Genomic DNA, 21553 nt, shown 5'->3' with positions numbered 1-21553 from the left:
TGAACTATGGATCAGTACATAGGGAAATTACTCGACAACCGATATGAGATCCTGGAGCGCATCGGCATCGGCGGCATGGCCGTGGTGTACAAGGGCCGGGATCACCGGCTCAACCGGCTGGTGGCCATCAAGATCCTCAAGGAGGAGTTGGCCCAGGACGCCGAGTTCCGCCGCCGCTTCCACGACGAGTCCCAGGCCGTGGCCATGCTCTCCCACCCCAACATCATGGCGGTGTACGACGTGTCCCACTCGGCGGAGCTGGACTACATCGTCATGGAGCTGCTGGACGGCATCACCCTCAAGCAGTACATGCAGAAGAAGGGGGGCAAGCTGGCCTGGCGGGAGGCCCTCCACTTCATCACCCAGATCATGAAGGCCCTCTCCCACGCCCACAGCCGGGGCATCATCCACCGGGACATCAAGCCCCACAACATCATGGTGCTGCGGGACGGCAGCCTGAAGGTGGCCGACTTCGGCATCGCCCGGCTCACCTCCGCCGCCCAGGCCACCCTGACCCAGGAGGCCCTGGGCTCCGTCCACTATATCTCCCCCGAGCAGGCCCGGGGCAGCCACATCGACGCCCGCAGCGACATCTACTCCGCCGGCGTGGTGCTCTACGAGATGATCACCGGCCGCCTGCCCTACGAGGGGGACTCCCCGGTGGCGGTGGCCATCCAGCATATCAACTCCATCCCCCTCTCTCCCCGGGAGATCGACCCGGAGATCCCCGAGGCCCTGGAGGCCATCACCATGAAGGCCATGGCCTCCGACGTGAACCAGCGGTATATCTCCGCCGATGCCATGCTGGCGGATCTGGAGGAGTTCCGCAAAAACCCCAGCATCAACTTTGACTACACCCCGGCGGATCTGCTGATCTCCGAGGGGGATGAGCCCACCCAGATCCTGGGCGCCAACACCCCCCACACCGTCCGCACCCAGCCGGCCCACGGAGCCCGCTCCCCGGAGGACACCTATGTGTCTCCTGCCCCTCACCCCCGGAAAAGCCGCCCGGCCCGCGTGGAGGACGACTACGACGACTATCCGGAGCGGGGCGGCAGCCGCCTGCCCATCATCCTGGCCATCGTGGCGGTGGCGGTCTTTGTGGCGGGCATTGGCGTGTTCCTCTGGGTCAGCTTCTTCGGCGGCGCGGGGGAGACCCTGTACGCCGTGCCCAGCCTGCTGGGCAAGACTCTGGAGGAGGCCCGTGCGGACGCCAGCGTGGTTTCGGCCAATTTCCAAATCGTAGAGGGCGGTGAGACAGACAGCGACCGCCCGGTCGGACAGATTGTCTCACAGGATCCGGTGGAAGGCCGCAACGCCGCCGCCGGCGCCACCATTACCGTGATTCTCAGCAACGGCAGCGGCTATACGGACGAGGAGGCCAGGCAGATGCCGGATCTGGTGGAGCAGGATGTCCGGCTGGCTGTCAGCAGCCTGGCGGCGCTGGGCTACTCCGAGGAGGCCGGCAACCTGGTGATTCAGAAGGAGTACTCTGAGGACATGGCAAAGGATCACGTGATCTCCACCGTCCCCACCAAGGATACGGATCTGACGGATGTGGCCCAGGTGACCCTGGTGGTCAGCGACGGGGAGGAGACCCTGCCCGTGACGGTGATCTCCTTCCTGGACATGACAGAGGAGGATGCCAGGAAAGCCGCAACGAATCTGGGCCTGGATCCGGTCTTTGAGGGCTCGGAGTACAGCAGCGAGTATGATGAGGGCGATGTCTGCTGGCAGAGCATTACAAACGGCACGCAGGTGGCCGAGGGCACCACCATCCGTTTCCGGGTGAGCCTGGGCCCCGATCCCGCCGCCACCCCCAGCCCCAGTGTGGAGCCCTCGCCTGAGGCGACCCCCGCCCCGACCCCCGACGACGGGGAGGAGGAGCTCAAACCCTATACCTTTAACGTCAGCCTGCCCAGAGACGGCCGGGAGAGCGTCCAGGTGAACGTGACCGTGGGGGACGGGCAGTATTCCTACAGTAACACCTACGACACCATCATGCAGTCCATCCCCATCACGGTCTACGGGAGCGGCACCCAGGAGATCCGGGTGTATTTCGACGGGGAGCTGGCCGAAACCACCACCTATGACTTTGGCTGAGATATGGAAGGCATCATTTTGAAGGCCCTCAGCGGCTTCTACTATGTGGACGGCGGAGACGGCGCCCTGACGGCCTGCCGGGGCCGCGGCAAATTCCGCCATCAGAAGCTCATCCCCCTGGTGGGGGATCGCGTACGGTTCACCCCCCTTGGGGAGGGGGCGGGGATCCTGGACGAGATCCTCCCCCGAAAGAACCAGTTCCAGCGCCCGGCGGTGGCAAACATCGACCAGCTGGTGGTGATCGCCTCCGGCGCGGTGCCGGTGACCGATCCGTTTCTCATCGACCGGGTGGTGTCCATCGCCGAGGGCCGGGACTGTGAGCCGGTGATCTGCATCAACAAGTGCGATCTGGACGCGGCGGAGGAGCTGTATCAGACTTACCGGAAGGCCGGCTTCCTCACCCTGCGGGTGAGCGCTGAAACCGGCGAGGGCATTCCGGAGCTGGCGGCGGCCATTGCCGGCAAGGTATCTGCCTTTACGGGCAATTCCGGCGTTGGCAAGTCCAGCATCCTCAACGCCCTGGAGCCGGAGTTCCGCCTCCAGGTGGGGGAGGTCTCCGACAAGCTGGGGCGCGGGCGGCACACCACCCGCCATGTGGAGCTGTTCCGCCTCTCCTCCGGGGCCATTGTGGCGGACACCCCCGGCTTCTCCTCCTTTGACACCGAGGGGATGGAGCTGCGCCGGCCGGAGGAGCTGCAGTACACCTTCCGGGAGTTCGCCCCCTATTTGGATCAGTGCCGGTTTACGGGGTGCGCCCATGTAAAGGAAAAAGGCTGTGCAGTCCTTGCGGCGGTGAAGGCAGGGGAGATCGCCCCCAGCCGCCACGCCAGCTATGTGCGGCTGTATGAACAGGCAAAGGAAGTGCCCGAATGGGAGCGGAAGGAAAAAGAGCAATAATTTTCGGCTCCATGTCCTGCGGGGACGGCGCCTTCCTGCGGCCCTATCTGGAGGACGGGGAGTGGGTGGTCATCTGCGCCGACGGCGGCCTCCGTAGCGCCCGGGATGCCGGCCTGCAGCCCGACTACCAGATCGGCGACTGGGACTCCGGCGGCGCGCCGGAACCGGGGGTGCCCTGCGTCACCCTGCCGGTGGAGAAGGACATGACCGACCTCCAGGCGGCGGCGGAGCAGGCTCTGGGCATGGGCTGCCGGGAGCTGCTTCTGTGCGGCTGCACCGGCGGGCGGCTGGATCACACCGCCTCCAATCTGGTGCTTCTGGAGTGGATCGCCGGCCGAGGCGGCCTGCCTGTGATGGTGGACGAGGACAATGAGGTGCGGTTTCTGGAGGGGCCGGCGGAGCTCCGGCTGGCCAACCGGCCGCCCTACCGCTACCTGTCCCTGATCCCTCTGGATCGCACCGTCACCGGGGTGACCCTCCGGGGCCTGAAATATCCCCTCACCGGGGCCACCCTCACCCGGGGAGACACCCTGTCGGTGAGCAACGAGCCCCAGGCCCAGGTGATGGAGATCTCCCTCACCGCTGGCCGGGCGCTGCTGATCCGCAGCCAGCGAAACTGAATCGGAACCCCCTGCCGCCTCCCGCGTATACTGGAACAGAACCAGTTGCGAAGGGAGGCGGCTTTTTTGACGCCACAGACCAAAAAGTGGTTGGGTACGGCGGCCCTCTGCGTGGGGGGCGCGGCCCTGCTGCTCCATCCGGCCATCCTGTTCTCCTTCGGCGCGGGGGCCTGGGCGGGCAGCCGGGGCAGGGACTGGCTCAGGACATTTCTGGCGGACAGGGAGGCTTGGCTATGAAGATCGTTGTGGTAAAATCCCCCAAGGCGCTGCGGGGACTCCTCAAGGCCATCTTCGGCATCAGGGGGTCGTAAACGGAGGACATAGCCCGGCACGCGGGCGCATATAGTTCTGTAGCAGACTACATGAATCCGGGCTTTGGCCCCGACAAGGAGTGGAACGCTATGGAGCTGGAATTGGAACGGATCGGCTGGAACGGCTATGAGGCGGCGCTGGAGACCACCGTGTGCCAGGAGGAGACCTTGGAGAGCATTGTGCCTGACGCCTGCCCGGACGTCCTGCGCATCTGTGAGACCGAGGGGATCGTCTGCCTGAGGGACAAGGTGGTGCAGGAGGGGCGGCTCACCCTCTCCGGCTCCGTCCGGGCGTCGCTGCTCTATCTCCCCGACGGCGGGGAGGGGCTGCGCCGGATGGAGGTGGAGCTGCCCTTCACCTGCCCGGTGGAGCACCCCGGCCTGACGCCGGAGTGGAAGGTGGTGGCCGTTCCCCAGGTACAGGGGGCGGACGCCCGTCTGCTCAATCCCCGGAAGGTGCTGGTGCGGGTGAGCCTGGCCGTCTGGCTCCAGGCCTGCGCCCCGGTGGAGGAGGAGCTGTGCGGCGGCATCCAGGCCCCCGAGGAGGCGGGCATCCAGCAGCTGGTGGAGCCCTGGGAGGCGTGTTCCATCGTCTGCCTGGGGGAGAAGCCCTTCACCTTCTCCGACGAGATCGCCCTGTCCGGCAGCAAACCGGAGGCGGAGGAGCTGCTGAAAAGCCGGGTCACCCTGCGGTGCAGCGAGTCCAAGGTGATCGGCAACAAGCTCATCTTCAAGGGGGAGAGCCAGCTCCAGTTCCTCTACCGCTCCACGGCGGGGGCGCTGTGTACGGCGGAGTACGAGCTGCCCTTCTCCCAGATCATGGAGGTCAGCGGGGCGGGGGAGGAGTCGGTCTGCCAGGTGCAGGTGGTGCTCACCGACCTGGAATGCACCCTGGATCAGGGGGACGGCCGCACCATCAGCGTGTCCATGGGCCTGCTGGCCCAGGCGGTGGTGCGGGACACCCGCACCCTGGAGCTGCTCACCGATGTGTACTCCACCGCCTATCCCCTCACCGCGGAGCGGAAGAGCTGCACCCTCCGCCGCCTGGTGGAGCACGGGGAGCGGGAGGCGGCGGTGCGGGAGATCCTGGAGACCGGCCAGCTGGCCCAGGAGGTATCGGACGCCTATGTGACCCTGGGTGCCGTCACCCAGAGCCGGGAGGGCACCCGCCTGACCCTGGCCGCCGAGGCCTATGTGACGGTGCTCTACCGCACCGAGGACGGCGCCTGCTCCTCCGTCACCCGGCAGCTCCAGGCTGCCTGCCCCCTGGAGCTGCCCGAGGACGCATCCTGCACCTGCCTGTGCAGCTGCACTGCCCCGGTGTTTGCCACCCCCACGGCGGGGGGCATTGAGGTGCGCTTCTCCCTCAGCTTCTCCTACACGGCCCTGACCAGCCGCACGGCGGCGGCGGTGGCCGCCGTCCAGCTGGATGAAAATGCCGCCGCAGATCACGCCGGCCAGCCCTCCATCGTCCTGCGTGTGGTGGGGGCCGGGGAGCGGCTGTGGGACATTGCCAAGGCCTACGGCACCACGTCCCGGGACATCGTCCAGGCCAACGGCCTGGAGGAGGAGCTGGCCCCGGAGGGACAGCTGCTGCTCATCCCCAGGAAACGCTGATCCGTGCCCCCGCCCGGCTCTGCCGGACGGGGGCATATTTGCCGGCTTATCCCCATAGGATGTAGGGAAACCACCGGCTCACGGGCCGAAGGAGGAATTGCAAGTGGAAGAACGCAAGATCTATGAGGATATAGCCCTGCGCACCGAGGGGGACATCTATATCGGCGTGGTCGGGCCGGTGCGGACTGGAAAATCCACCTTCATCAAGCGCTTCATGGAGACCATGGTGATCCCCAATATCGAGAACGTGTACCGCCGGGAGCGGGCCCGGGATGAGCTGCCCCAGAGCGGCTCCGGCCGCACTGTCATGACCGCCGAGCCCAAGTTCGTCCCCGAGGAGGCGGTGCAGATCACCATGGAGAACGGGGCGGCCTTCTCGGTGCGGCTCATCGACTGCGTGGGCTACATGGTGCCCGGCGCGGTGGGCACCCAGGAGGACGACAGTCCCCGCATGGTGACCACCCCCTGGTTTGACTATGAGATCCCCATGACCGAGGCCGCCGAGATCGGCACCCGCAAGGTGATCGCCGAGCACTCCACCATCGGCATCGTGGTCACCACCGACGGCTCCATCACCGACATCCCCCGGGAGGACTACCTGGAGGCGGAGGAGCGGGTGATCACTGAGCTCAAGGAGCTGGGCAAGCCCTTCCTGGTGGTGCTCAACTCGGCCTATCCCAGCTCCGACCGGGCCCAGGCCATCCGGGCGGACATCGCCGGGCGGTATGACGTGACCTGTGTCTGCGCCGACTGCCTCCAGCTGGACGAGAACGCGGTGACCGATATCATCAAGGGGGTGCTCTACGAGTTCCCGGTGAAGGAGCTGGATCTGTTCCTGCCCCCCTGGGTGGACGCCCTGCCCTATGACCACCCCATCAAGAGCGGCCTGTATACCGTCATCCGGGAGGGGGCGGCGGGGATGCACCGCATCCGGGACGTGGAGCGGACGGTGGAGGCCATCGGGGCCTGCGACACGGTCAGCGGCGCCCGCATTACCTCCATCAGCCTGGGCACCGGCCTGGCCGCCGCCCAGCTGGAGCTGCCCCGCAGCCTGTTTTACGACACCCTCTCCGAGCAGTCCGGCTTTGCCATCCGGGACGACGGGGATCTGCTGGAGCTGCTGTCCAGCCTGGCCCGGGTCAAGGCGGAGTACGACAAGGTGTCCGGCGCCCTGGAGGAGGTGAAGGCCACCGGCTACGGCATTGTGGTGCCCAGCACCGACGAGCTGGTGCTGGAGGAGCCGGAGATCGTCAAGCAGGGGGGGCGCTACGGTGTGCGTCTCAAGGCATCCGCCCCCTCCATTCATATTAAACGTATCAAACAGAAGTATAAAAGTGATGAGCAGACAGAATGGGAGGAAATTTTTAATCAGTGCTTTTGTCATGATATAAAGTGCCAGACCGCACATGATTTGCGGTCTGGCACTTTATCATACAGTAAATCCTAAAATAGTGGCTAACTCAGGGTATTTCTTATTCAGCTCATCTTCGATTTGCCTGAGATAGTTGTGGAAATTTGGTGTTTCAGTTTCGGGTTGTCTCATTTCATTACGATCTTCTCTCAGTGCAATTCGCTGGAAATAATATGGATTTGTGTTGGCTTTGTAATGAGGTCTATAACGCTTTAAATCGTAGTTGTTCATTAGCTGTTTGCTAAAGTCTCCTACTTTGATAGGCTTCAAATTTATTGTAGAGCAAAACAATTTATAGGCATTATATAGGTCGCTTTGTTTTGTCTCAGATCCATCACTGAATTCACAGCACTTCTCTATGAAAGATCTGACTGAGGGAAGAATCGACCCATCCTCGCTCGCTGTGGATTTGCTTTTTTTGGAAGTTGAATTGATCGGAGAGTAACCCCAAAGAAGCAAATAAAATTGAATCCACAGTATATTTTCTTTTGTCAGGGAACACTCTTGTGGTAGGGAAAAAGACACAGATTGTATTTTGGTTTCCAGAGCTTTTTCAAGGCTTTTTATGTCTTGCTCATTTCCAAATAAAAGATAAGTCAGTTCAGATTTATGTTTCCGCTTTCCTAGTATATCATCATTTCTATAATATAATCTTGGAAATTTTTCCGCATAATGCGTTGAGCATCTGAAAGCTCATTTGGAGGAAGTGGAGGGGTCGAAGCATCGATTTCAAGCTTTAGGTGGCTCTCGATTTTTCCGTTATATTCCATATTAATACCTCCTTCGAATGAACATAAATCACATATGTACATGAATTTCCAGCTTTAGTCTACTATAGCCCCTTATTCTTGGCAATAATTTTTGAGAAAAAGATCAAATTTTACAGGGAAGCGAACATAGGGGTACAACTCGGAACTATATAATATCAGAGTGGGTGGCGTAAAAAAATAACCACCTCCTAACAGCTCATTGACTTGGAACGAATACCATTCGATCCGGGATCATATGCTGTATAGGATGTGATTCAATATGGCAACAGCAAGAGAAACCACCCCCCAGGCTGTTGTACTAAGGAACGAGGTCATGCTCCAGATCAATCAGCGTCTGTTTGATTCTGGCATCATCTCAAAAGACGTATATGAACAGGCAAAGATAAAAATAGTGAGCAGTACATAAACTTTAAGCTCAGTTCCGCAAGTCCGTCTTGCAGGAACTATTTTTTTGCCCTGATCGGATTAAAACGCATTATATTTTTTTATTTCCACTAACTATATATTAGCTGGGACCCCGAGGGGAAGTGGAACCAATCCGCTTCCCCTTGTGGCCAGTATAAAACGATGGAGGTAGATGAAAATGGATAGATCTTCATATAAAAAAGATACAGTTACTTTAAAGATAGAGATACCTAGAGATATATATTCTTCTATAAAAGAGAGAGCAGAAGAAAAGAAACTTACGTTAAAAGAATATGCCATACTAAAAATGACAGATGAGGTAGGAGGGAGAGAGGCGTTGAGGAGGGAAATTATTACAAATATTCCTGTATACTATAATAAAGTAAGAGAAATTGTGGATCAAGACTTACGAGGTTATTTTATGGAATTTGGAGCGTTTTTATGCCGTCTTTGAAAGTAATTTGTATGCAAGACCCGGTTTGGGAGAGCAGAAGTGGATTTCACAAATACCACGATCCCAATGCCTTGGGGGCTGTAGTGTCATACTGCCTGCAAGAGCAGAAAATCCCCTCAGAACTAGTAAGCGGCTTTGGCGTTAATATTAGCCAGGCTGCCTATGAGATGGAGCGCCTTTCCGAGGCGTACGGAAAGACTGAGGGGATTCATCTAAGGCATATGGTTTTGTCCTTCTCTCCAAGCGAAATAGAGCAATTACAACCGGATGCGCTCGGGGAGATATACAAGATCGGAACATATGCAGCGCAATATTATGGAAGTGAATATCAAATTGTGTATTCTCTTCATGAAGATTCTGGTAACTACCACGTCCACTTTGTCATGAATACAGTGAGTTTCCTTACAGGGAGAAAATATAGAGGCGATAAAGCAGATTACTATAGATTTCAAGACTATTTGAAAGAATTTTTAGGTGAGTATTATGGTATGAAGTTATATGTGCTCTCTGATAAGGAATCGCATACTCGAAAAATACCTGCCAAGCCGATGGCCTGACAGGTATTTTTCATCCTCTTTCATGGGAAGAAAGATAGGAAATTAAGCTTGTTTTCGGAATTTTCCATCGGTTCCCAATTCTGAATGCAGGTATCTTCTTTTCATTTAGCAACTTGTATGCTGAGTTTTTCCCGATTATGAGGATTTCACATAGTTCTTCAATAGAAATGATATCCCGATACTCGTCAAGCACGGCTGGTACACTCCTTTTTACGTTAATTATCGTTATGTTCATTCAAAAAAGCTGGCATCGGAAGCGTCTGTGGATTATACCAGAGAGATTTTAAATGAACGCAGCGGATTATTTCCACGGCGGTATCCGCAGAACGTTTTTCCAAAGCAGAAGTGAATCCACACCGGACATTTTCATCTGGCACCGGGTTTTCCTCCATATACTGAGGCTTTGTATGGCCACAGTTTGCACAAAATGCAGTGAGTTTTTTCGACTTCTTTACAGAAATTACACATAAGAGGTAGCGCTGAGGTATACTATCTTGCTATAATATAGACGGGAAATTATGCCTGAGAGGAAGATGGCCTTTGAAGATCCGGAAACGTGCTCCAGACATGCCTGTCATGCCAGATTCGTTGCTCCCGCGCCTGCTGGTATGCGGCGGGTTGGTCCTGCTGCTGGTTCTGGCGGGGCTGTGGCTCAACCGTCCGGACGGGTCGGCGCCCACTGCCTCCAGCCAGCTGGTCTTTGTCCCGGCTAAAGTGACGGCGGTGCTATCGGACAATGCCCAGCCGGACTATGAAAACGGCGAGGGCCGCCGGATCGGCACCCAGGAGCTGGAGATCCGCATCCTGTCCGGCCGGCATAAGGATGAGATCCTGCCGCTGACCAACTACATGAGCGCCCTGTTCAACGTGGATGTGCAGGCGGGCGACCGGGTGATCGTCCGGCTCATCACCCAGGAGGACGGGTCCTACTACGCCTCCATGTTCAACTACGACCGGGGGCTGGTGATGGGGCTGGCCCTGCTGGTGTTCTGCGCGGTGCTGGTGGCGCTGGGCGGCTGGAAGGGGCTGCGGGCCCTGCTGGGGCTGGTGTTCACCCTGGCGGTGATCTGGTTCCTGCTCATCCCGGGGCTGATCCGAGGCTGGCCGGGGATTCCCCTGACCATCGCGGCGGCGGCGGTGACGGCGGCGGCCTCCCTGATCCTGCTGGACGGGCTGACCCGCAAGAGCCTGTGCGCGGTGCTGGGCTGTGTGGGCGGCGTGGCAGCCGCGGGCCTGTGCGCCGGGATCGTCGGGACGCTCACCCCCCTCAACGGCTTTAACATGAGCGAGGCGGAAAACCTGATCCTCTACGGGGCGGAAAAGGGCCTGACCGTCAGCGGCCTGCTGGTGTGCGGCGTGCTCATCGCCGCCCTGGGCGCGGTGATGGACGTGGCCATGTCCATCGCCTCGGCGGTGTGGGAGCTGCGGGAGCGCAGCCCACAGCTGCCCGCCCGGGAGCTGTTCCGCTCCGGCATGAACATCGGCCGGGACGCCATGGGCACCATGGCCAACACCCTGATCCTGGCCTTCGCCGGGTCGTCCCTCAACCTGCTGATTCTGGTGCAGGTCTACGATATCCCCTTTTTGCAGCTGGTCAACACCGACTTCATCTGCATCGAGGTCTTGCAGAGCGTGGCCGGTTCCATGGGCATTCTGCTGACAGTTCCGCTGGTCGCCGGTATCAGTGCCCGCCTCATGGCGGGCCGGACCGGACGGGCAGCTTAACATAGAGCACGGCAAAATTGGATTAGAAAGGAAGGTTCGGATGAAACGGAAGGGAAAGATACGGCGCGGCCTGGCCTGTCTGCTGTCCCTGGCCCTGTGCCTTGGCATGCTGCCAGGAATGGCGCTGGCGGCGGAGACCACGTACACCATGGTTACGTCGGCAGATGAGTTCACCACCGGCCAGTATTACATGGTGACCGATACCGGCTACGCGCCGGGCGTGTTAGATGGGACATGGGTTACAGCGGTAGCTGAGGCAGATGCGGCAGCGCAGGCCGTTTGGACGCTGACAGTCGATGGCACTACTGTAAAGATTCAAGACGCAAATAACACCTATATTGCTCCTAAAGGCGGCAATAACAACGGTATTGTCAGCGGTGAATACGCATGGTCTTGGAAGTTTGAAAATGGCGTATTTACCTTCAGCGGCCAAGGCGAGGATACCGTTGTGTTAGCCAGCAACAAAAGTTCACAAAATAGATTCCGTGCCTATAAGACAACCACGGTTTCTGGCACTCCCGGTGGATATCCATCGGAGTTTACACTGTATAAAGCGGAAGTCGGCTCTGAACCCGGCGAGGACACTGTTGCCGCGCCTCAGTCTTCTCCTCAGGCGGGCGAAGTGACCTCCGGTACGGAGATCACTTTGAGCACAACAACATCTGGGGCGTCCATCTACTATACCTTGAATGGGGACGACCCCACTACGAGTAGCGCACAGTACAGCGATGACAACAAGCCCAAAATTGAAGGAACAGTTGGTGCAGAAGTCATTCTGAAAGCCGTGGCCGTCCTGGACGGCGTGTACAGCGCGGTGCAGACGCTTCAATATACCATTATTGAAGAGGATCAACCGGCAACCGAGTCCCCCATTGAGGCTGGCGACCAAGTGGTCATCTATGCCCCGGCCTATAATATGGCTCTGTCCAGCCAGAAAACCGGTTATTACAATTTGGGCGTCGAAGTTTCTTTTACGGATGATGTTCTGACTGGTTATGGTACTACAGAGGTCTGGACAGTGGTGGATAACGAAGACGGCACCTATAGTTTCCAGCAGAACAATCAGAATATTGGTTTGGGTGAAAGCTTTGCCAGCATGGATCTTAATGCTGTCAATGACAAGTGGGAAATTATCTCCCTTGGAAATGGCCTCTATAATATCAAGAACACCGGCCGTGGTAACTACATGGAGTGGTACGAGCAATACGGTAACTGGAGCACTTACGAGACAGATAATGCCGCCGCTGATGAGCGACTTCAGATGTCTTTCTACAAGGTGACTGAGGAACCTACCGATCCCAATCCGGAATCGCCTATTGCTGATGGAGAACGTGTGGTCATTTATAACCCGGCCTACAATAAGGCCCTGTCCAGTGAAAAGACAGGAAACTATAATGTGGGTACTGATGTGACCGTTAGTAGTGATGGAACCCTCAGTGGGTATACTGCTGTCAACATTTGGATTGTAGTGGACAATAATGATGGCACCTTCAGTTTCCAACAAGAAGGGCAGAACATTGGAATCAATAGCGGTTATAGCAGCATGGGCCCAGGCGTTGAAGATGATGATTGGAAAATCATCGATCTGGGCGATGGTCTGTATAACATTCAAAACGCAACTCGCAACAACTACATGGAGTGGTATGCCCAGTACAGTAACTGGAGTACCTACAACTCCAGCAGCGCCGCTACCGATGATCAGTTCCAGTTGTCTTTCTATAAGGTGACCGGTGATATTCCGGAGCCCGAACCGGAGGCCCCCTTTGAGGCTGGCGACACCGTGGTCATCTATGCCCCCTCCAATAACATGGCCCTGTCCGCCGCGGTAAAGAGCCAGTATTATCCTGTTGGTGTAGCTGTTGAGGTCAGCGGCGACACCATCACCGGCTATGGCAACACCGAGATCTGGACTGTAGGCGGCAACGCGGAAAGCGGTTGGACGTTCACCTCCAACGGCGGAAAAACCCTCAGCATGGCGGGCAGCTACTCCAGCGTGTACCCCGGCGCAGGTGAGAATGAGACCTGGATCCTGGAAGCGGCTGGGCCTGAGGGCCAATACTATGTGAAGAACGAAGGCCGGGGCAATTACTTGTTCTGGGACGATGAATACGATGACTGGACCACCCGCACGGAAGAGAAAACTGCGGTCACCTTCGTTGTGGTCGAGCCTCCCGAAGAGGAGCCCGAGGTGGAGGGATTGGAAGTCCGGGCCACCCCGGCCAGCGGCGCGTCCCTGGAAGAGGGCGACACCATCGAGCTGACGGCCGCCGAGGGTACCACGATTTACTACACCACCGACGGCAGCGAGCCCACCCAGGAAAGCGCCGTGTATACCGGCACCATCACCCTGGGCGACGGCGAGGGGCAGGTACCTGCCCCAATGGATGACCAGCCTCTGGTCATCAAAGCCTTTGCCTTCATCCCCGCCGATGAGGCGGCGGGTACTGAGGCGCAGACTGGCGAAGTATACACCTTCACCTATCACGCCCCAGTGGCCCTGGACGGCTACAAGCTCTACTTCGGTCAGCTCCACTCCCACACCAATATCTCCGACGGCGCGGGCACGGTGGAGGAGGCATTTGAACACGCCTCCGAGGTGGAGAACCTGGACTTCCTGGCCGTCACCGACCACTCTAACTCCTTTGACAACGAGAGCAACGCCAGCGTGGATCTGGGCGCCGACCTGCTCACCTCCGGGATCAGCTCTGAGTGGGTGGAGGGCCACCAGGCCGCCAAGGACGCCACCACCGAGGACTTCGTGGGCATCTACGGCTTTGAGATGACCTGGTCCGACGGCTTCGGCCACATCAACACCTTCAACACTCCCGGCTTTGAGAGCCGCAGCAACAGCGAGTTTGGAAACCGCTCCGGCTCCACCGAGGGCTACCAGAACTACTACGACAAGCTGGTGGATGTTGAGAGCTCCCTGTCCCAGTTCAACCACCCCGGCACCACCTTCGGCGACTTCCAGGACTTCGCCTTCTACGACCCCCAGGTTGACCAGCGCATCACCCTCATCGAGGTGGGCAACGGCGAAGGGGCCATCGGTTCCTCCGGCTATTTCCCCTCCTATGAGTACTACACCCGCGCCCTGGACAAGGGCTGGCATGTGGCCCCCACCAACAACCAGGACAACCACAAGGGCAACTGGGGCGACTCCAACACCGCCCGCAGCGTGGTGCTGGCCACTGACCTCAGCGAGGAGGCCATCTACGACGCCATCGCCAATTACCGGGTGTACGCCACCGAGGATAACGACCTGTCCATCCTTTACTCCCTCAACGGCAACGCCATGGGTTCCATCCTAAACAAGCAGGAGGACGGCGTGACCATCACCGCCCAAATCAGCGACCCCACCGACTCCGGTGATATGAAAGTGGAGGTCATCGTCAACGGCGGCCTGGTCATCGGCACCCAGACTGTCTCCGGCGGCGAGGGCACCGTGACCTTCCGGTTTGACAGCAACGACTACTCCTACTACTACCTGCGGGTCACCCAGGCCGACCAGAACATCGCCGTCACCGCCCCCGTGTGGACCGGCGAGGGGGTCAACGCCGGCATCTCCAAGACCGAGTGCGACACCGTGCTGGTGGTGAAGGGCGAGCAGGTCAACCTGTCCAGCGAGCTCTACAACAACGCCGGAAGTGACATGACCGTCAACAGCCTCGTATTCTCCATGGACGATGAGACTATCTACACGGCCGACGTCAGCACCATCGGCACTGATGGTGTCATCGCCTCCGGTTCCACCGCCACCGTCACCTTCCCGTATGCCTTTGCCAGCGCGGGCAGAACCACGGTGAACGTGAACATGACGGCCACCATCGGGGAGACGCAGTACACCTTCACCAGCGTGCTCCAGCTCACCGTCACCGACGCGAGCCTGGTCACCCGCGTGCTGGTGGACGGCACCCACTACAACGACTACGTGAACGGCTATTATGGCGGGAACATGGGCAACTTCACCCAGCTGGCGGCGGACATGAATGCTCAGGTGACCATCCAGCAGCCCGGCGACCCCATTACCGCCGAAGATCTGGAGGACGTGGCCCTGCTGGTGATCTCCGCTCCCATCAAGTACGACCAGAACGGCATTGTGGCCGATGAGAGCAACCGCTTCTCGGATGGCTTCGTTGACGTGGTGGAAGCCTATGTCCAGGGCGGCGGTACTCTGATCGTCTGCGGCTTGGCGGACTATCAGGACGGCAACGACCCCGGTGCGAACTACGAGTACACCACCTATGGCCAGATCAACAAGCTGCTGGAGGGCATCGGCTCCACCATGAAGGTGAACGATGACGAGCTCATCGACCAGGAGAAGAACGGCGGCCAGGCCTACCGGCTGTACTTCGACGACTTCAACTACGACAGCGCCGATCCCGCCGTCCAGGCGGCCCTGGCCGGGCTGGCGGACTCCGGCAAGGTGTACAGCTCCTACTCCGGCTGCTCGGTGTATGTGGGCGAAGGCACCGCCATCGTGTACGGCCACGACACCACCTACTCCATCAACTCCAAGGCCCCCGCCCAGGGACATAGCAAGCCCGTGCAGTCGTATAGCGATGCCTACGATGCGGAGAAAGCAGTTGTCACCAAGGGCGCTGTGGTCTCCCTGGCCACCGAGGCCGTGGGTGAGGGCCGCGTCTATGTGGGCGGCACCGTGTGGCTGAGCGACTTTGAGGTTGCTAACTCCGAGGGCAACGACTACGGCGACGCCAGCTACGCCAACAAGACCATTCTGGAGAACATCCTCTCCGGCCTGCTGGTGGAGCAGGAGGTCAGCACCATCGCCGAGGCCCGGGAGGGCAACGGCGGCATCGTTGGCACCGTGTTCACCGTAGAGGGCACCATCACCGCCGGCAACGTGGAGCCCAACGCCTTCTACGACACTATCTACATCCAGGATGACACCGCCGGCATCAACATCTACCCCGTGGCCACCACCGACGGCACCTTCCGGGTGGGCCAGCGGGTGCGGGTCACTGGCTCCTGGGATCAGTACCAGGGTGACACGGAGCTGAGGTGCATCAGCATCGAACTCATCGACTCCGCCATCGACCCCATCCAGCCCACGGAACTGACCATCGCTGAGGCCGGCGGCTATGACGCCAACGGTGGCCTACTGGCCCAGGTGGGCGGCACCGTGAAGTCGGTCACCAAGGAGGGGGAGGCCATCAGCACCGTCATTCTCACCGACGGCACCAACGACTTCCGCCTGCTGTTCAACAACTACATCGGCTACTCCGATGAGAGTTCCCCAGACATCACCACCTTCGTGGAGGAAGGCGCGGAGATTTCCGCCGTGGGCGTGATCTACATGGATCCCGACGGCGTGTGCCTACGGGTGCGTGACCTGTCCGAAGTGACGCTGGCCGGTTCGGAGCAGCCCGATGACGATGACGACGACCGGCCCAGCAGCAGCTCCGGCGGCTCCAGCTCCAACCGCTACACGGTCTCCGTATCCTCCGACACGGATCACGGCTCCATCCGGGTCAACCCCACCCGCGCCGAGCGGGGGGACACCGTCACCATCACCGTCACCCCCGACGACGGTTATGAGCTGGATAGGCTCATTGTCACTGACAGCGACGGGGACGAGCTGGACCTGGAACGGCTCAGCAGCACCCGCTACACCTTCGAGATGCCCAGAGGCCGCGTCACGGTGGAGGCTGTGTTCGCGCTGATCGAAGAGGAAGAAGATCAGCCACCGGTTTCCGCCCTGCCCTTTGGGGACGTGGCCCAGGATGCTTGGTACTACGACGCGGTGCAGTACGTCTATGAAAACGGCCTGATGGACGGCACCGGCGGCGGCGCGTTCAGCCCGGCCGCCACCACTACCCGCGGCATGGTGGTCACCATCCTGTACCGCTTGGCAGGCCAGCCCGCCGTCACCGGCGCGTCCGGCTTCACCGATGTGGTGGCCGGCCAGTGGTACTCCGACGCCGTGCTCTGGGCCTCGGCCAACGGCATTGTGAGCGGCTACGGCAACGGCAGCTTCGGCCCCGGCGACACCGTCACCCGGGAGCAGCTGGCGGTCATCCTGTACCGCTTCGCCCAGACCCAGGGTGAGGACGTGACCCAGACCGGCGCGCTGAGCACCTTCACCGACGGCGGCGACACCGCCCAGTGGGCGCAGAGCGCCATGTCCTGGGCAGTGGGGAGCGGCCTGATCTCCGGCAAGGGCAACGGCGTCCTGGATCCCCAGGGCACCGCCACCCGCGCCGAAGTGGCTGCGATCTTGGCCCGCTTCTGCCAGAATACCGCAAACTAATTTCCAGACACGGCACGGACCGGAGGCATACGCTTCCGGTCCGTGCGTTAATGGGAACCGCCCCCCGGAGCACATGCTCCGGGGGGCGGTTTTCGCTTGGGTATGGATTTTGGGCTCAGAGATGGGGGTTAATCCATGACCTCGCCACCGGGGGCGTCGTGGGTGTCAGATCAGACCCACTCCAGGGCAGCCCAGTCACGCTCTCTCAGCCAAGTGGTGATCTCCCGCACTGACCGGGCGTTGTTCTCCACCGTCCCCTCGCTCCGCTCCTTTTCCCGCAGCCACACCGCAATGCCGCAATCTGTTCCCATATCTGTGTCTACAGTTTAATATGAAACCCTCCAGTCGGTGATTTGCACTATTTTACCACCACGCATAAGGTCTATTCCTGCCGTTCCAGACGTGCAGCAAAACCCTGTTGAACTGACAGCTTTACAGGAGCGCCTCCGACGTATGCCAGGCTTTCGTCATCTGAGCAGAAAACGATTGTATATTATCGCCATGAATGACCCCGAGGCAATCGGGGTGCAAAATTATGGAGGTAATGATTATGAGTAAGCAAAGTACCAACAGAACGACAGAAGTGCCCCAGGCCAGAAAGGAGAAGTGATGTTATGTCAGCCAATGTCGAAACCATGTTTTACGTCCGGGAAAAGCCCTGGCACGGTCTGGGCACGGAGGTTAGCGAAGCGCCGGCCTCACTGGATGCCCTCATCTATGCGGGCCTTGACTGGATGGTTGAGCAGGAGAAGGTCTGCACGGGAGATGGGGTGCCGATCCCCGGTTACAAAGTCAACGTGCGCAGCACCGACCACGCCGCTCTGGGCATTGTGTCAGACCGCTATAAGGTGGTGCAGAACGAGGACGCTTTCCAGTTCACCGATGATCTGCTGGGAGAGGGTGTGACCTACGAAACCGCCGGAGCACTACAAGGGGGTAGGAAAGTCTGGATGCTGGCGAAGATGCCCCAACGCTATATCATCGCCGGGGACGAGATTGCCCCCTATCTCGTGGTGATGAACTCCCATGATGGCAGCAGCGGGATCAAGGTGGCTATGACCCCGATCCGGGTTGTCTGTCAGAACACCCTCAATCTGGCCCTGAACAGCGCCAAGCGTATTTGGACTACCAAGCACACCGAGAACGTCATGAGCCGTGTCCATGAGGCCAGAGAGACCTTGCTGTTGGCCGAGGCGTATATGGGTGAGCTTGGCCGGGGAATCGACGAGTTGTCCAGGATCAGGCTCTCCGACCGGAAGGCCATGGAGCTGATGCAGGAATTTTTCCCGGTGACAGAGGAGGTGAACGGGGTGCAGAAAAAGAACAACCTGCGTCTGCTGGAAGATCTGAAACAGCGGTATTGGGATGCCCCGGATCTGTCCAACGTGGGGCGGAACGGCTACCGCTTCATCAATGCGGTCAGCGACTTCGCCACCCACGCAGACCCGCTCCGCAAGACCAGGAACTACAACGAAAACCTGTTCCTCCGCACCGTTGAGGGAAACCCCATGATCGACAAAGCCTACAAGATGGTGCTGGCGGCGGCATGAAAAAGATTGGGATATAAAGGGCGGGGAATGTGTTCCCTGCCCTTTTCCCATAGAAAAGCGAGGTTTTAATATGTCGGCAAAAATCGTAATATCCACAGAGAATTTACCCTATGAGGACTGGCTGGAATACCGCAAGCAGGGGGTCGGCGGCTCAGACGCCGCTGTGGCCTGCGGCATCAGCCGGTATAAGTCCCCGGTGGAGCTGTGGCTGGAAAAGATGGGCCAGATCCCCGCTCAGGAGGCCGGGGAGGCCGCCTATTGGGGGACGCAGTTGGAGCCCCTGGTCAGAGCGGAATTTACCAGGCGCACCGGGATCGAGGTCGCCCACACCATGCAGCTCCTTCAGAGTGCGGAGCACCCCTTCATGCTGGCGAACCTGGACGGCACCTGTGAGCGCCCGGACTTCGGGCCCTGCGTTTTTGAGGCAAAGACGGCCTCGGCATACAAGGCGAAGGAGTGGGACAACTCAATCCCGGCGGAATACCTTCTGCAAATCCAGCACTACATGGCCGTCACCGGATACAGAGGGGCCTACATTGCGGCCCTGATCGGCGGCAACACCTTCCGCTGGAAGTTCGTGGAGCGGGACGAGGCGCTGATCGCCGTGATGATCCACCTGGAGGCAGAGTTCTGGGGCTATGTGCAGGACGGCACACCTCCGCCCCTGGACGGCTCGGAAGCCTCCGCCCGGCTCCTGTCAGAGCAGTTCCCGGCCAGCGTCCCTCAGTCCCAGATCACACTGCCGGACGCCGCAACCGACCTGCTCCGCCAGTATGATGCCGCCTGTGAGCAGCTGGAAGTGCTGGAAGGGAAAAAGCGGGAGGCCGAGAACCTGCTGAAACAGATGCTCGGGGCAAACGAAACGGGCACCGCCAGGGGGAGGGTCATTACCTGGAAGAACGTGACACAGGAGCGGCTGGACAGCAAGACCTTAAAGGCCGAGCATCCAGCCCTTTACCAGAAGTATGCCAATCAAACATCATACCGCCGCTTCTCCGTTCAGGCGGCGGGATAACCAGGAGGTCAGATTATGGATACCACAAAACTGAAAGCCCGGCTGGAGGACAAGGCAAAGGGGCTGGAGAAGCCGGCAGAGGCGGCTCCCGTACTGGAACCGGCTCCGGCACCGACAGATTCCGGCTACATCGCCCTTACTACAGATACGCTCCCTATCATCCGGGCGAACCTGAAAAACCAGCCCCTTTCCCTGGATCTCTTTGACCTTGTGAAATCCCCCTCCGGCGGGGCCACGGTGTTCTCCGTGCCGGGACTGGCCGGGGACGAGGCGGAGAAGGAGCTGATGGGCATTATCCTGGACTACACCACACCCCGGGCCTATTGGGATACCCCCGACCCGGTGGAGGGCACGCCGCCCATCTGCATGAGCCAGGACAGCATTGTCTCCCACGACGGGAGGGCCTGCGCCCATTGCCCGTACAACGACTTCGGTTCCAAAGACGGGGAGAGCAACGCCAAGGCGTGCAAGGAATCGGTGCTGCTGTTCCTGCTGCGGCCTGACAGCATCCTTCCCCTGCTGGTACGCGTCCCGGTCACCAGCAAATCCCGGTTCCTCAAATACTCCGCACGGCTCCTGAGCACCCTGACGCCAATCAGCGGCGTGGTCACAAGGATCACGTTGGAGAAGGCCACCAGCAAGGCCGGAAAGCCCTACGCCCTGTTTAACTTCCAGGTGGTCAACACCCTTGGCCCGGAGGAAGCAGACCGGGCACGGGTATTTGCGCAGCAGTTCATGGAGATCGTGAACACCGACGAGCTGGTTCCCGAGCTGTCAGAGGCCAGCTAAAACCATATCGCCCCGGTATCCGACGCCTGTAGGCAGGGATACCGGGGCTTTTCTGATTTTATGGGAAAGGAAGTTTGGGCAATGAAAGTTGAGGCATACATCCACAGCCTGGGGGGCAGTGACCACCACCAGCACGTCCTGGGGGAGGCGGAGATCCTGGAGCGCATCGGCGACAACCTGTACCTGGCCGCGTACAACGGTGTCCGGTATACGGCAATCTTCAACATCTTCGTCGGCAGATACTTTGTGGATGATGTATACGGAGTGCAGGGAACAAAGTAATGCGGCAGGCAGTGTCGGTGGCAAAAATAGGTCAGGAAGGGTTGAGATCGATTTATGACACACGAAGAAAGCCTGAAAAGGAGATGGAAGCTATGCTTGTACTGATGATAAAACCAGGAAAAGCGCCCTGCCGAATGGAGCTAGGCCATAGTCTGGCGGAGATGCAGAAAGCCGTGGGTGGCTCCATCCAGATTCTCTATTCCTTTGAAGATCCGGTGGCCCTGGTATGCAATGAAGAAGGGAAGCTGCTGGGCCTGCCCGCCAACCGGGCTCTTCGGGACGAGCGCGGCGCTGTCTATGATATTGTGTGCGGAACCTTCTTCCTGTGCGGAGCTCCGCCGGATAGCGATACACTGGCGGGGCTGACCGAGGAGCAGATAAGCCGCTATGAACAGCACTTTGCCCGCCCGGAGCTTTTTCTCAACATCGGCAGACGTATCATCTGCCTGCCGGATCAATAACGAAGGTTTTTGGAACAGGGGCCGGGAGGGGGCAAAATCGCCCTTCCTGGCCCCTGTTTCTGTTTCAAAACCCGTATCAAAATCTATGTCGCAATACCCATACCTTATTGAAACAGGAGGAAGCAGTATGGAATCCATTTTGAAGTGGCTCTTTGAGAGTGAGCTGAACATCCCCATGGAACAGGAAGAGGCGTACCAGTACGCCGAGGAGGGGGAGAAGGTGATCGACGCAAAGGAAGACGTGAACGTCCGCATCCCCCAGGAGCTCCGGGAGAAGTGGCAGACGTTTCTAAGCAAGCAGGACAGCTACCATGAGTG

The 21553-nt window shown here is 59.2% G+C and carries 20 protein-coding genes and 1 pseudogene; 17 read left to right on the top strand and 4 right to left on the bottom strand.

Annotated features, from left to right (window positions below; translation table 11 throughout):
• Positions 1-6: 6 nt before the first annotated feature.
• The 6 genes from pknB (at position 7) to spoIVA (ending at position 6995) form a co-directional block, all read left to right on the top strand.
• A complete protein-coding gene (gene pknB, locus QZ378_RS00625; protein ID WP_291256972.1) occupies positions 7-2103 on the top strand; it encodes a Stk1 family PASTA domain-containing Ser/Thr kinase in 2097 nt (698 codons plus the stop codon).
• A 3-nt stretch (positions 2104-2106) separates the two neighbouring features.
• On the top strand, positions 2107-3000 hold the full coding sequence (gene rsgA, locus QZ378_RS00620; RefSeq protein ID WP_191378765.1) for a ribosome small subunit-dependent GTPase A: 894 nt from the start codon (positions 2107-2109) through the stop codon (positions 2998-3000).
• The gene (locus QZ378_RS00615) at positions 2973-3620 is read left to right on the top strand and encodes a thiamine diphosphokinase (protein ID WP_291256971.1); all 648 of its coding nucleotides are present in this window, start codon (positions 2973-2975) and stop codon (positions 3618-3620) included. Before rsgA ends, QZ378_RS00615 begins: the two co-directional genes overlap by 28 nt.
• A 66-nt stretch (positions 3621-3686) precedes the next feature.
• A complete protein-coding gene (locus QZ378_RS00610; RefSeq protein WP_162613985.1) occupies positions 3687-3857 on the top strand; it encodes a hypothetical protein in 171 nt (56 codons plus the stop codon).
• Positions 3858-4021: 164 nt separating this feature from the next.
• Positions 4022-5548, top strand: coding sequence for an SPOCS domain-containing protein (locus QZ378_RS00605; RefSeq protein WP_291256970.1), 1527 nt, complete (start codon positions 4022-4024; stop codon positions 5546-5548).
• A gap of 103 nt (positions 5549-5651) precedes the next feature.
• Positions 5652-6995: a stage IV sporulation protein A gene (gene spoIVA / locus QZ378_RS00600; protein ID WP_291256969.1), complete on the top strand. Its 1344-nt coding sequence runs from the start codon at positions 5652-5654 to the stop codon at positions 6993-6995.
• Here spoIVA and QZ378_RS12945 read toward each other — a convergent pair.
• A complete protein-coding gene (locus QZ378_RS12945) occupies positions 6978-7484 on the bottom strand; it encodes a primase-like DNA-binding domain-containing protein (protein WP_366935108.1) in 507 nt (168 codons plus the stop codon). The two genes, spoIVA and QZ378_RS12945, sit on opposite strands and share 18 nt — an antisense overlap.
• Before the next feature lie 98 nt (positions 7485-7582).
• Positions 7583-7729, bottom strand: coding sequence for a hypothetical protein (locus QZ378_RS00595; protein ID WP_291256968.1), 147 nt, complete (start codon positions 7727-7729; stop codon positions 7583-7585).
• Between the two features lie 577 nt (positions 7730-8306).
• Between QZ378_RS00595 and QZ378_RS00590 the strand changes: the two genes are divergently transcribed.
• Positions 8307-8588: a hypothetical protein gene (locus tag QZ378_RS00590; RefSeq protein WP_291256967.1), complete on the top strand. Its 282-nt coding sequence runs from the start codon at positions 8307-8309 to the stop codon at positions 8586-8588.
• Positions 8576-9145 (top strand): relaxase/mobilization nuclease domain-containing protein, encoded by a 570-nt coding sequence (locus tag QZ378_RS00585; protein WP_291256966.1) that lies wholly within the window; start codon positions 8576-8578, stop codon positions 9143-9145. Before QZ378_RS00590 ends, QZ378_RS00585 begins: the two co-directional genes overlap by 13 nt.
• 10 nt (positions 9146-9155) lie before the next feature.
• On the opposite strand, the gene QZ378_RS00580 is transcribed toward QZ378_RS00585, so the two are convergent.
• A complete protein-coding gene (locus tag QZ378_RS00580; RefSeq protein WP_291256965.1) occupies positions 9156-9380 on the bottom strand; it encodes a helix-turn-helix domain-containing protein in 225 nt (74 codons plus the stop codon).
• A gap of 305 nt (positions 9381-9685) precedes the next feature.
• On the opposite strand from QZ378_RS00580, the gene QZ378_RS00575 reads away from it, so the two are divergent.
• The 3 genes and pseudogenes from QZ378_RS00575 to QZ378_RS00565 all read left to right on the top strand — a co-directional run bounded on the left by QZ378_RS00575 (position 9686) and on the right by QZ378_RS00565 (position 17138).
• A complete protein-coding gene (locus QZ378_RS00575; RefSeq protein ID WP_291256964.1) occupies positions 9686-10870 on the top strand; it encodes a YibE/F family protein in 1185 nt (394 codons plus the stop codon).
• Between the two features lie 40 nt (positions 10871-10910).
• Positions 10911-11642: pseudogene (locus QZ378_RS12940) on the top strand (chitobiase/beta-hexosaminidase C-terminal domain-containing protein); the annotation flags it as partial.
• 861 nt (positions 11643-12503) lie between these two features.
• On the top strand, positions 12504-17138 hold the full coding sequence (locus QZ378_RS00565; protein WP_291256962.1) for an S-layer homology domain-containing protein: 4635 nt from the start codon (positions 12504-12506) through the stop codon (positions 17136-17138).
• A 170-nt stretch (positions 17139-17308) separates the two neighbouring features.
• Here the strand turns inward: QZ378_RS00565 and QZ378_RS00560 are convergent, their stop codons facing one another.
• Positions 17309-17449, bottom strand: a complete 141-nt coding sequence (locus tag QZ378_RS00560) for a hypothetical protein (RefSeq protein ID WP_291256961.1) — start codon at positions 17447-17449, stop codon at positions 17309-17311.
• 303 nt (positions 17450-17752) lie between these two features.
• Between QZ378_RS00560 and QZ378_RS00555 the strand changes: the two genes are divergently transcribed.
• The 6 genes from QZ378_RS00555 to QZ378_RS00530 form a co-directional block, all read left to right on the top strand.
• The gene (locus tag QZ378_RS00555) at positions 17753-18688 is read left to right on the top strand and encodes a DUF932 domain-containing protein (RefSeq protein ID WP_291256960.1); all 936 of its coding nucleotides are present in this window, start codon (positions 17753-17755) and stop codon (positions 18686-18688) included.
• Positions 18689-18758: 70 nt separating this feature from the next.
• Positions 18759-19703 carry a lambda-exonuclease family protein gene (locus QZ378_RS00550; protein ID WP_291256959.1) on the top strand — a complete coding sequence of 315 codons (945 nt, stop codon included), beginning with the start codon at positions 18759-18761 and terminating at the stop codon, positions 19701-19703.
• Positions 19704-19718: 15 nt separating this feature from the next.
• Complete coding sequence (locus tag QZ378_RS00545; RefSeq protein ID WP_291256958.1) at positions 19719-20492, top strand: hypothetical protein; 774 nt, start codon at positions 19719-19721, stop codon at positions 20490-20492.
• 81 nt (positions 20493-20573) lie between these two features.
• Positions 20574-20774, top strand: a complete 201-nt coding sequence (locus QZ378_RS00540) for a hypothetical protein (protein ID WP_291256957.1) — start codon at positions 20574-20576, stop codon at positions 20772-20774.
• On the top strand, positions 20774-21235 hold the full coding sequence (locus QZ378_RS00535) for a DUF3846 domain-containing protein (protein WP_291256956.1): 462 nt from the start codon (positions 20774-20776) through the stop codon (positions 21233-21235). The genes QZ378_RS00540 and QZ378_RS00535 overlap by 1 nt, the downstream gene beginning before the upstream one ends.
• A 127-nt stretch (positions 21236-21362) precedes the next feature.
• The coding region (locus QZ378_RS00530; RefSeq protein ID WP_291256955.1) for a hypothetical protein at positions 21363-21553 on the top strand (191 nt) is incomplete at its 3' end.

The organism is Flavonifractor sp., assembly GCF_019422385.1.
GTDB classification, from domain to species: Bacteria; Bacillota; Clostridia; order Oscillospirales; family Oscillospiraceae; genus Flavonifractor; species Flavonifractor avistercoris.
This window is presented reverse-complemented; position numbering and strand designations above follow the sequence as displayed.

Excerpts from the sequence above, each read along its gene's own strand:
- pknB (WP_291256972.1), top strand. The coding sequence starts at position 7 with ATGGATCAGTACATAGGGAAATTACTCGACAACCGATATGAGATCCTG.
- QZ378_RS00615 (WP_291256971.1), top strand. The coding sequence starts at position 2,973 with ATGGGAGCGGAAGGAAAAAGAGCAATAATTTTCGGCTCCATGTCCTGC.
- QZ378_RS00565 (WP_291256962.1), top strand. The coding sequence starts at position 12,504 with ATGGAGTGGTATGCCCAGTACAGTAACTGGAGTACCTACAACTCCAGC.
- QZ378_RS00555 (WP_291256960.1), top strand. The coding sequence starts at position 17,753 with ATGTCAGCCAATGTCGAAACCATGTTTTACGTCCGGGAAAAGCCCTGG.
- QZ378_RS00605 (WP_291256970.1), top strand. The coding sequence starts at position 4,022 with ATGGAGCTGGAATTGGAACGGATCGGCTGGAACGGCTATGAGGCGGCG.
- QZ378_RS00535 (WP_291256956.1), top strand. The coding sequence starts at position 20,774 with ATGCGGCAGGCAGTGTCGGTGGCAAAAATAGGTCAGGAAGGGTTGAGA.
- QZ378_RS00590 (WP_291256967.1), top strand. The coding sequence starts at position 8,307 with ATGAAAATGGATAGATCTTCATATAAAAAAGATACAGTTACTTTAAAG.
- QZ378_RS00540 (WP_291256957.1), top strand. The coding sequence starts at position 20,574 with ATGAAAGTTGAGGCATACATCCACAGCCTGGGGGGCAGTGACCACCAC.
- QZ378_RS00595 (WP_291256968.1), bottom strand. The coding sequence starts at position 7,729 with ATGGAATATAACGGAAAAATCGAGAGCCACCTAAAGCTTGAAATCGAT.
- QZ378_RS00560 (WP_291256961.1), bottom strand. The coding sequence starts at position 17,449 with ATGGGAACAGATTGCGGCATTGCGGTGTGGCTGCGGGAAAAGGAGCGG.
- QZ378_RS00545 (WP_291256958.1), top strand. The coding sequence starts at position 19,719 with ATGGATACCACAAAACTGAAAGCCCGGCTGGAGGACAAGGCAAAGGGG.
- QZ378_RS00550 (WP_291256959.1), top strand. The coding sequence starts at position 18,759 with ATGTCGGCAAAAATCGTAATATCCACAGAGAATTTACCCTATGAGGAC.
- QZ378_RS00585 (WP_291256966.1), top strand. The coding sequence starts at position 8,576 with ATGCCGTCTTTGAAAGTAATTTGTATGCAAGACCCGGTTTGGGAGAGC.
- rsgA (WP_191378765.1), top strand. The coding sequence starts at position 2,107 with ATGGAAGGCATCATTTTGAAGGCCCTCAGCGGCTTCTACTATGTGGAC.
- QZ378_RS00580 (WP_291256965.1), bottom strand. The coding sequence starts at position 9,380 with ATGAACATAACGATAATTAACGTAAAAAGGAGTGTACCAGCCGTGCTT.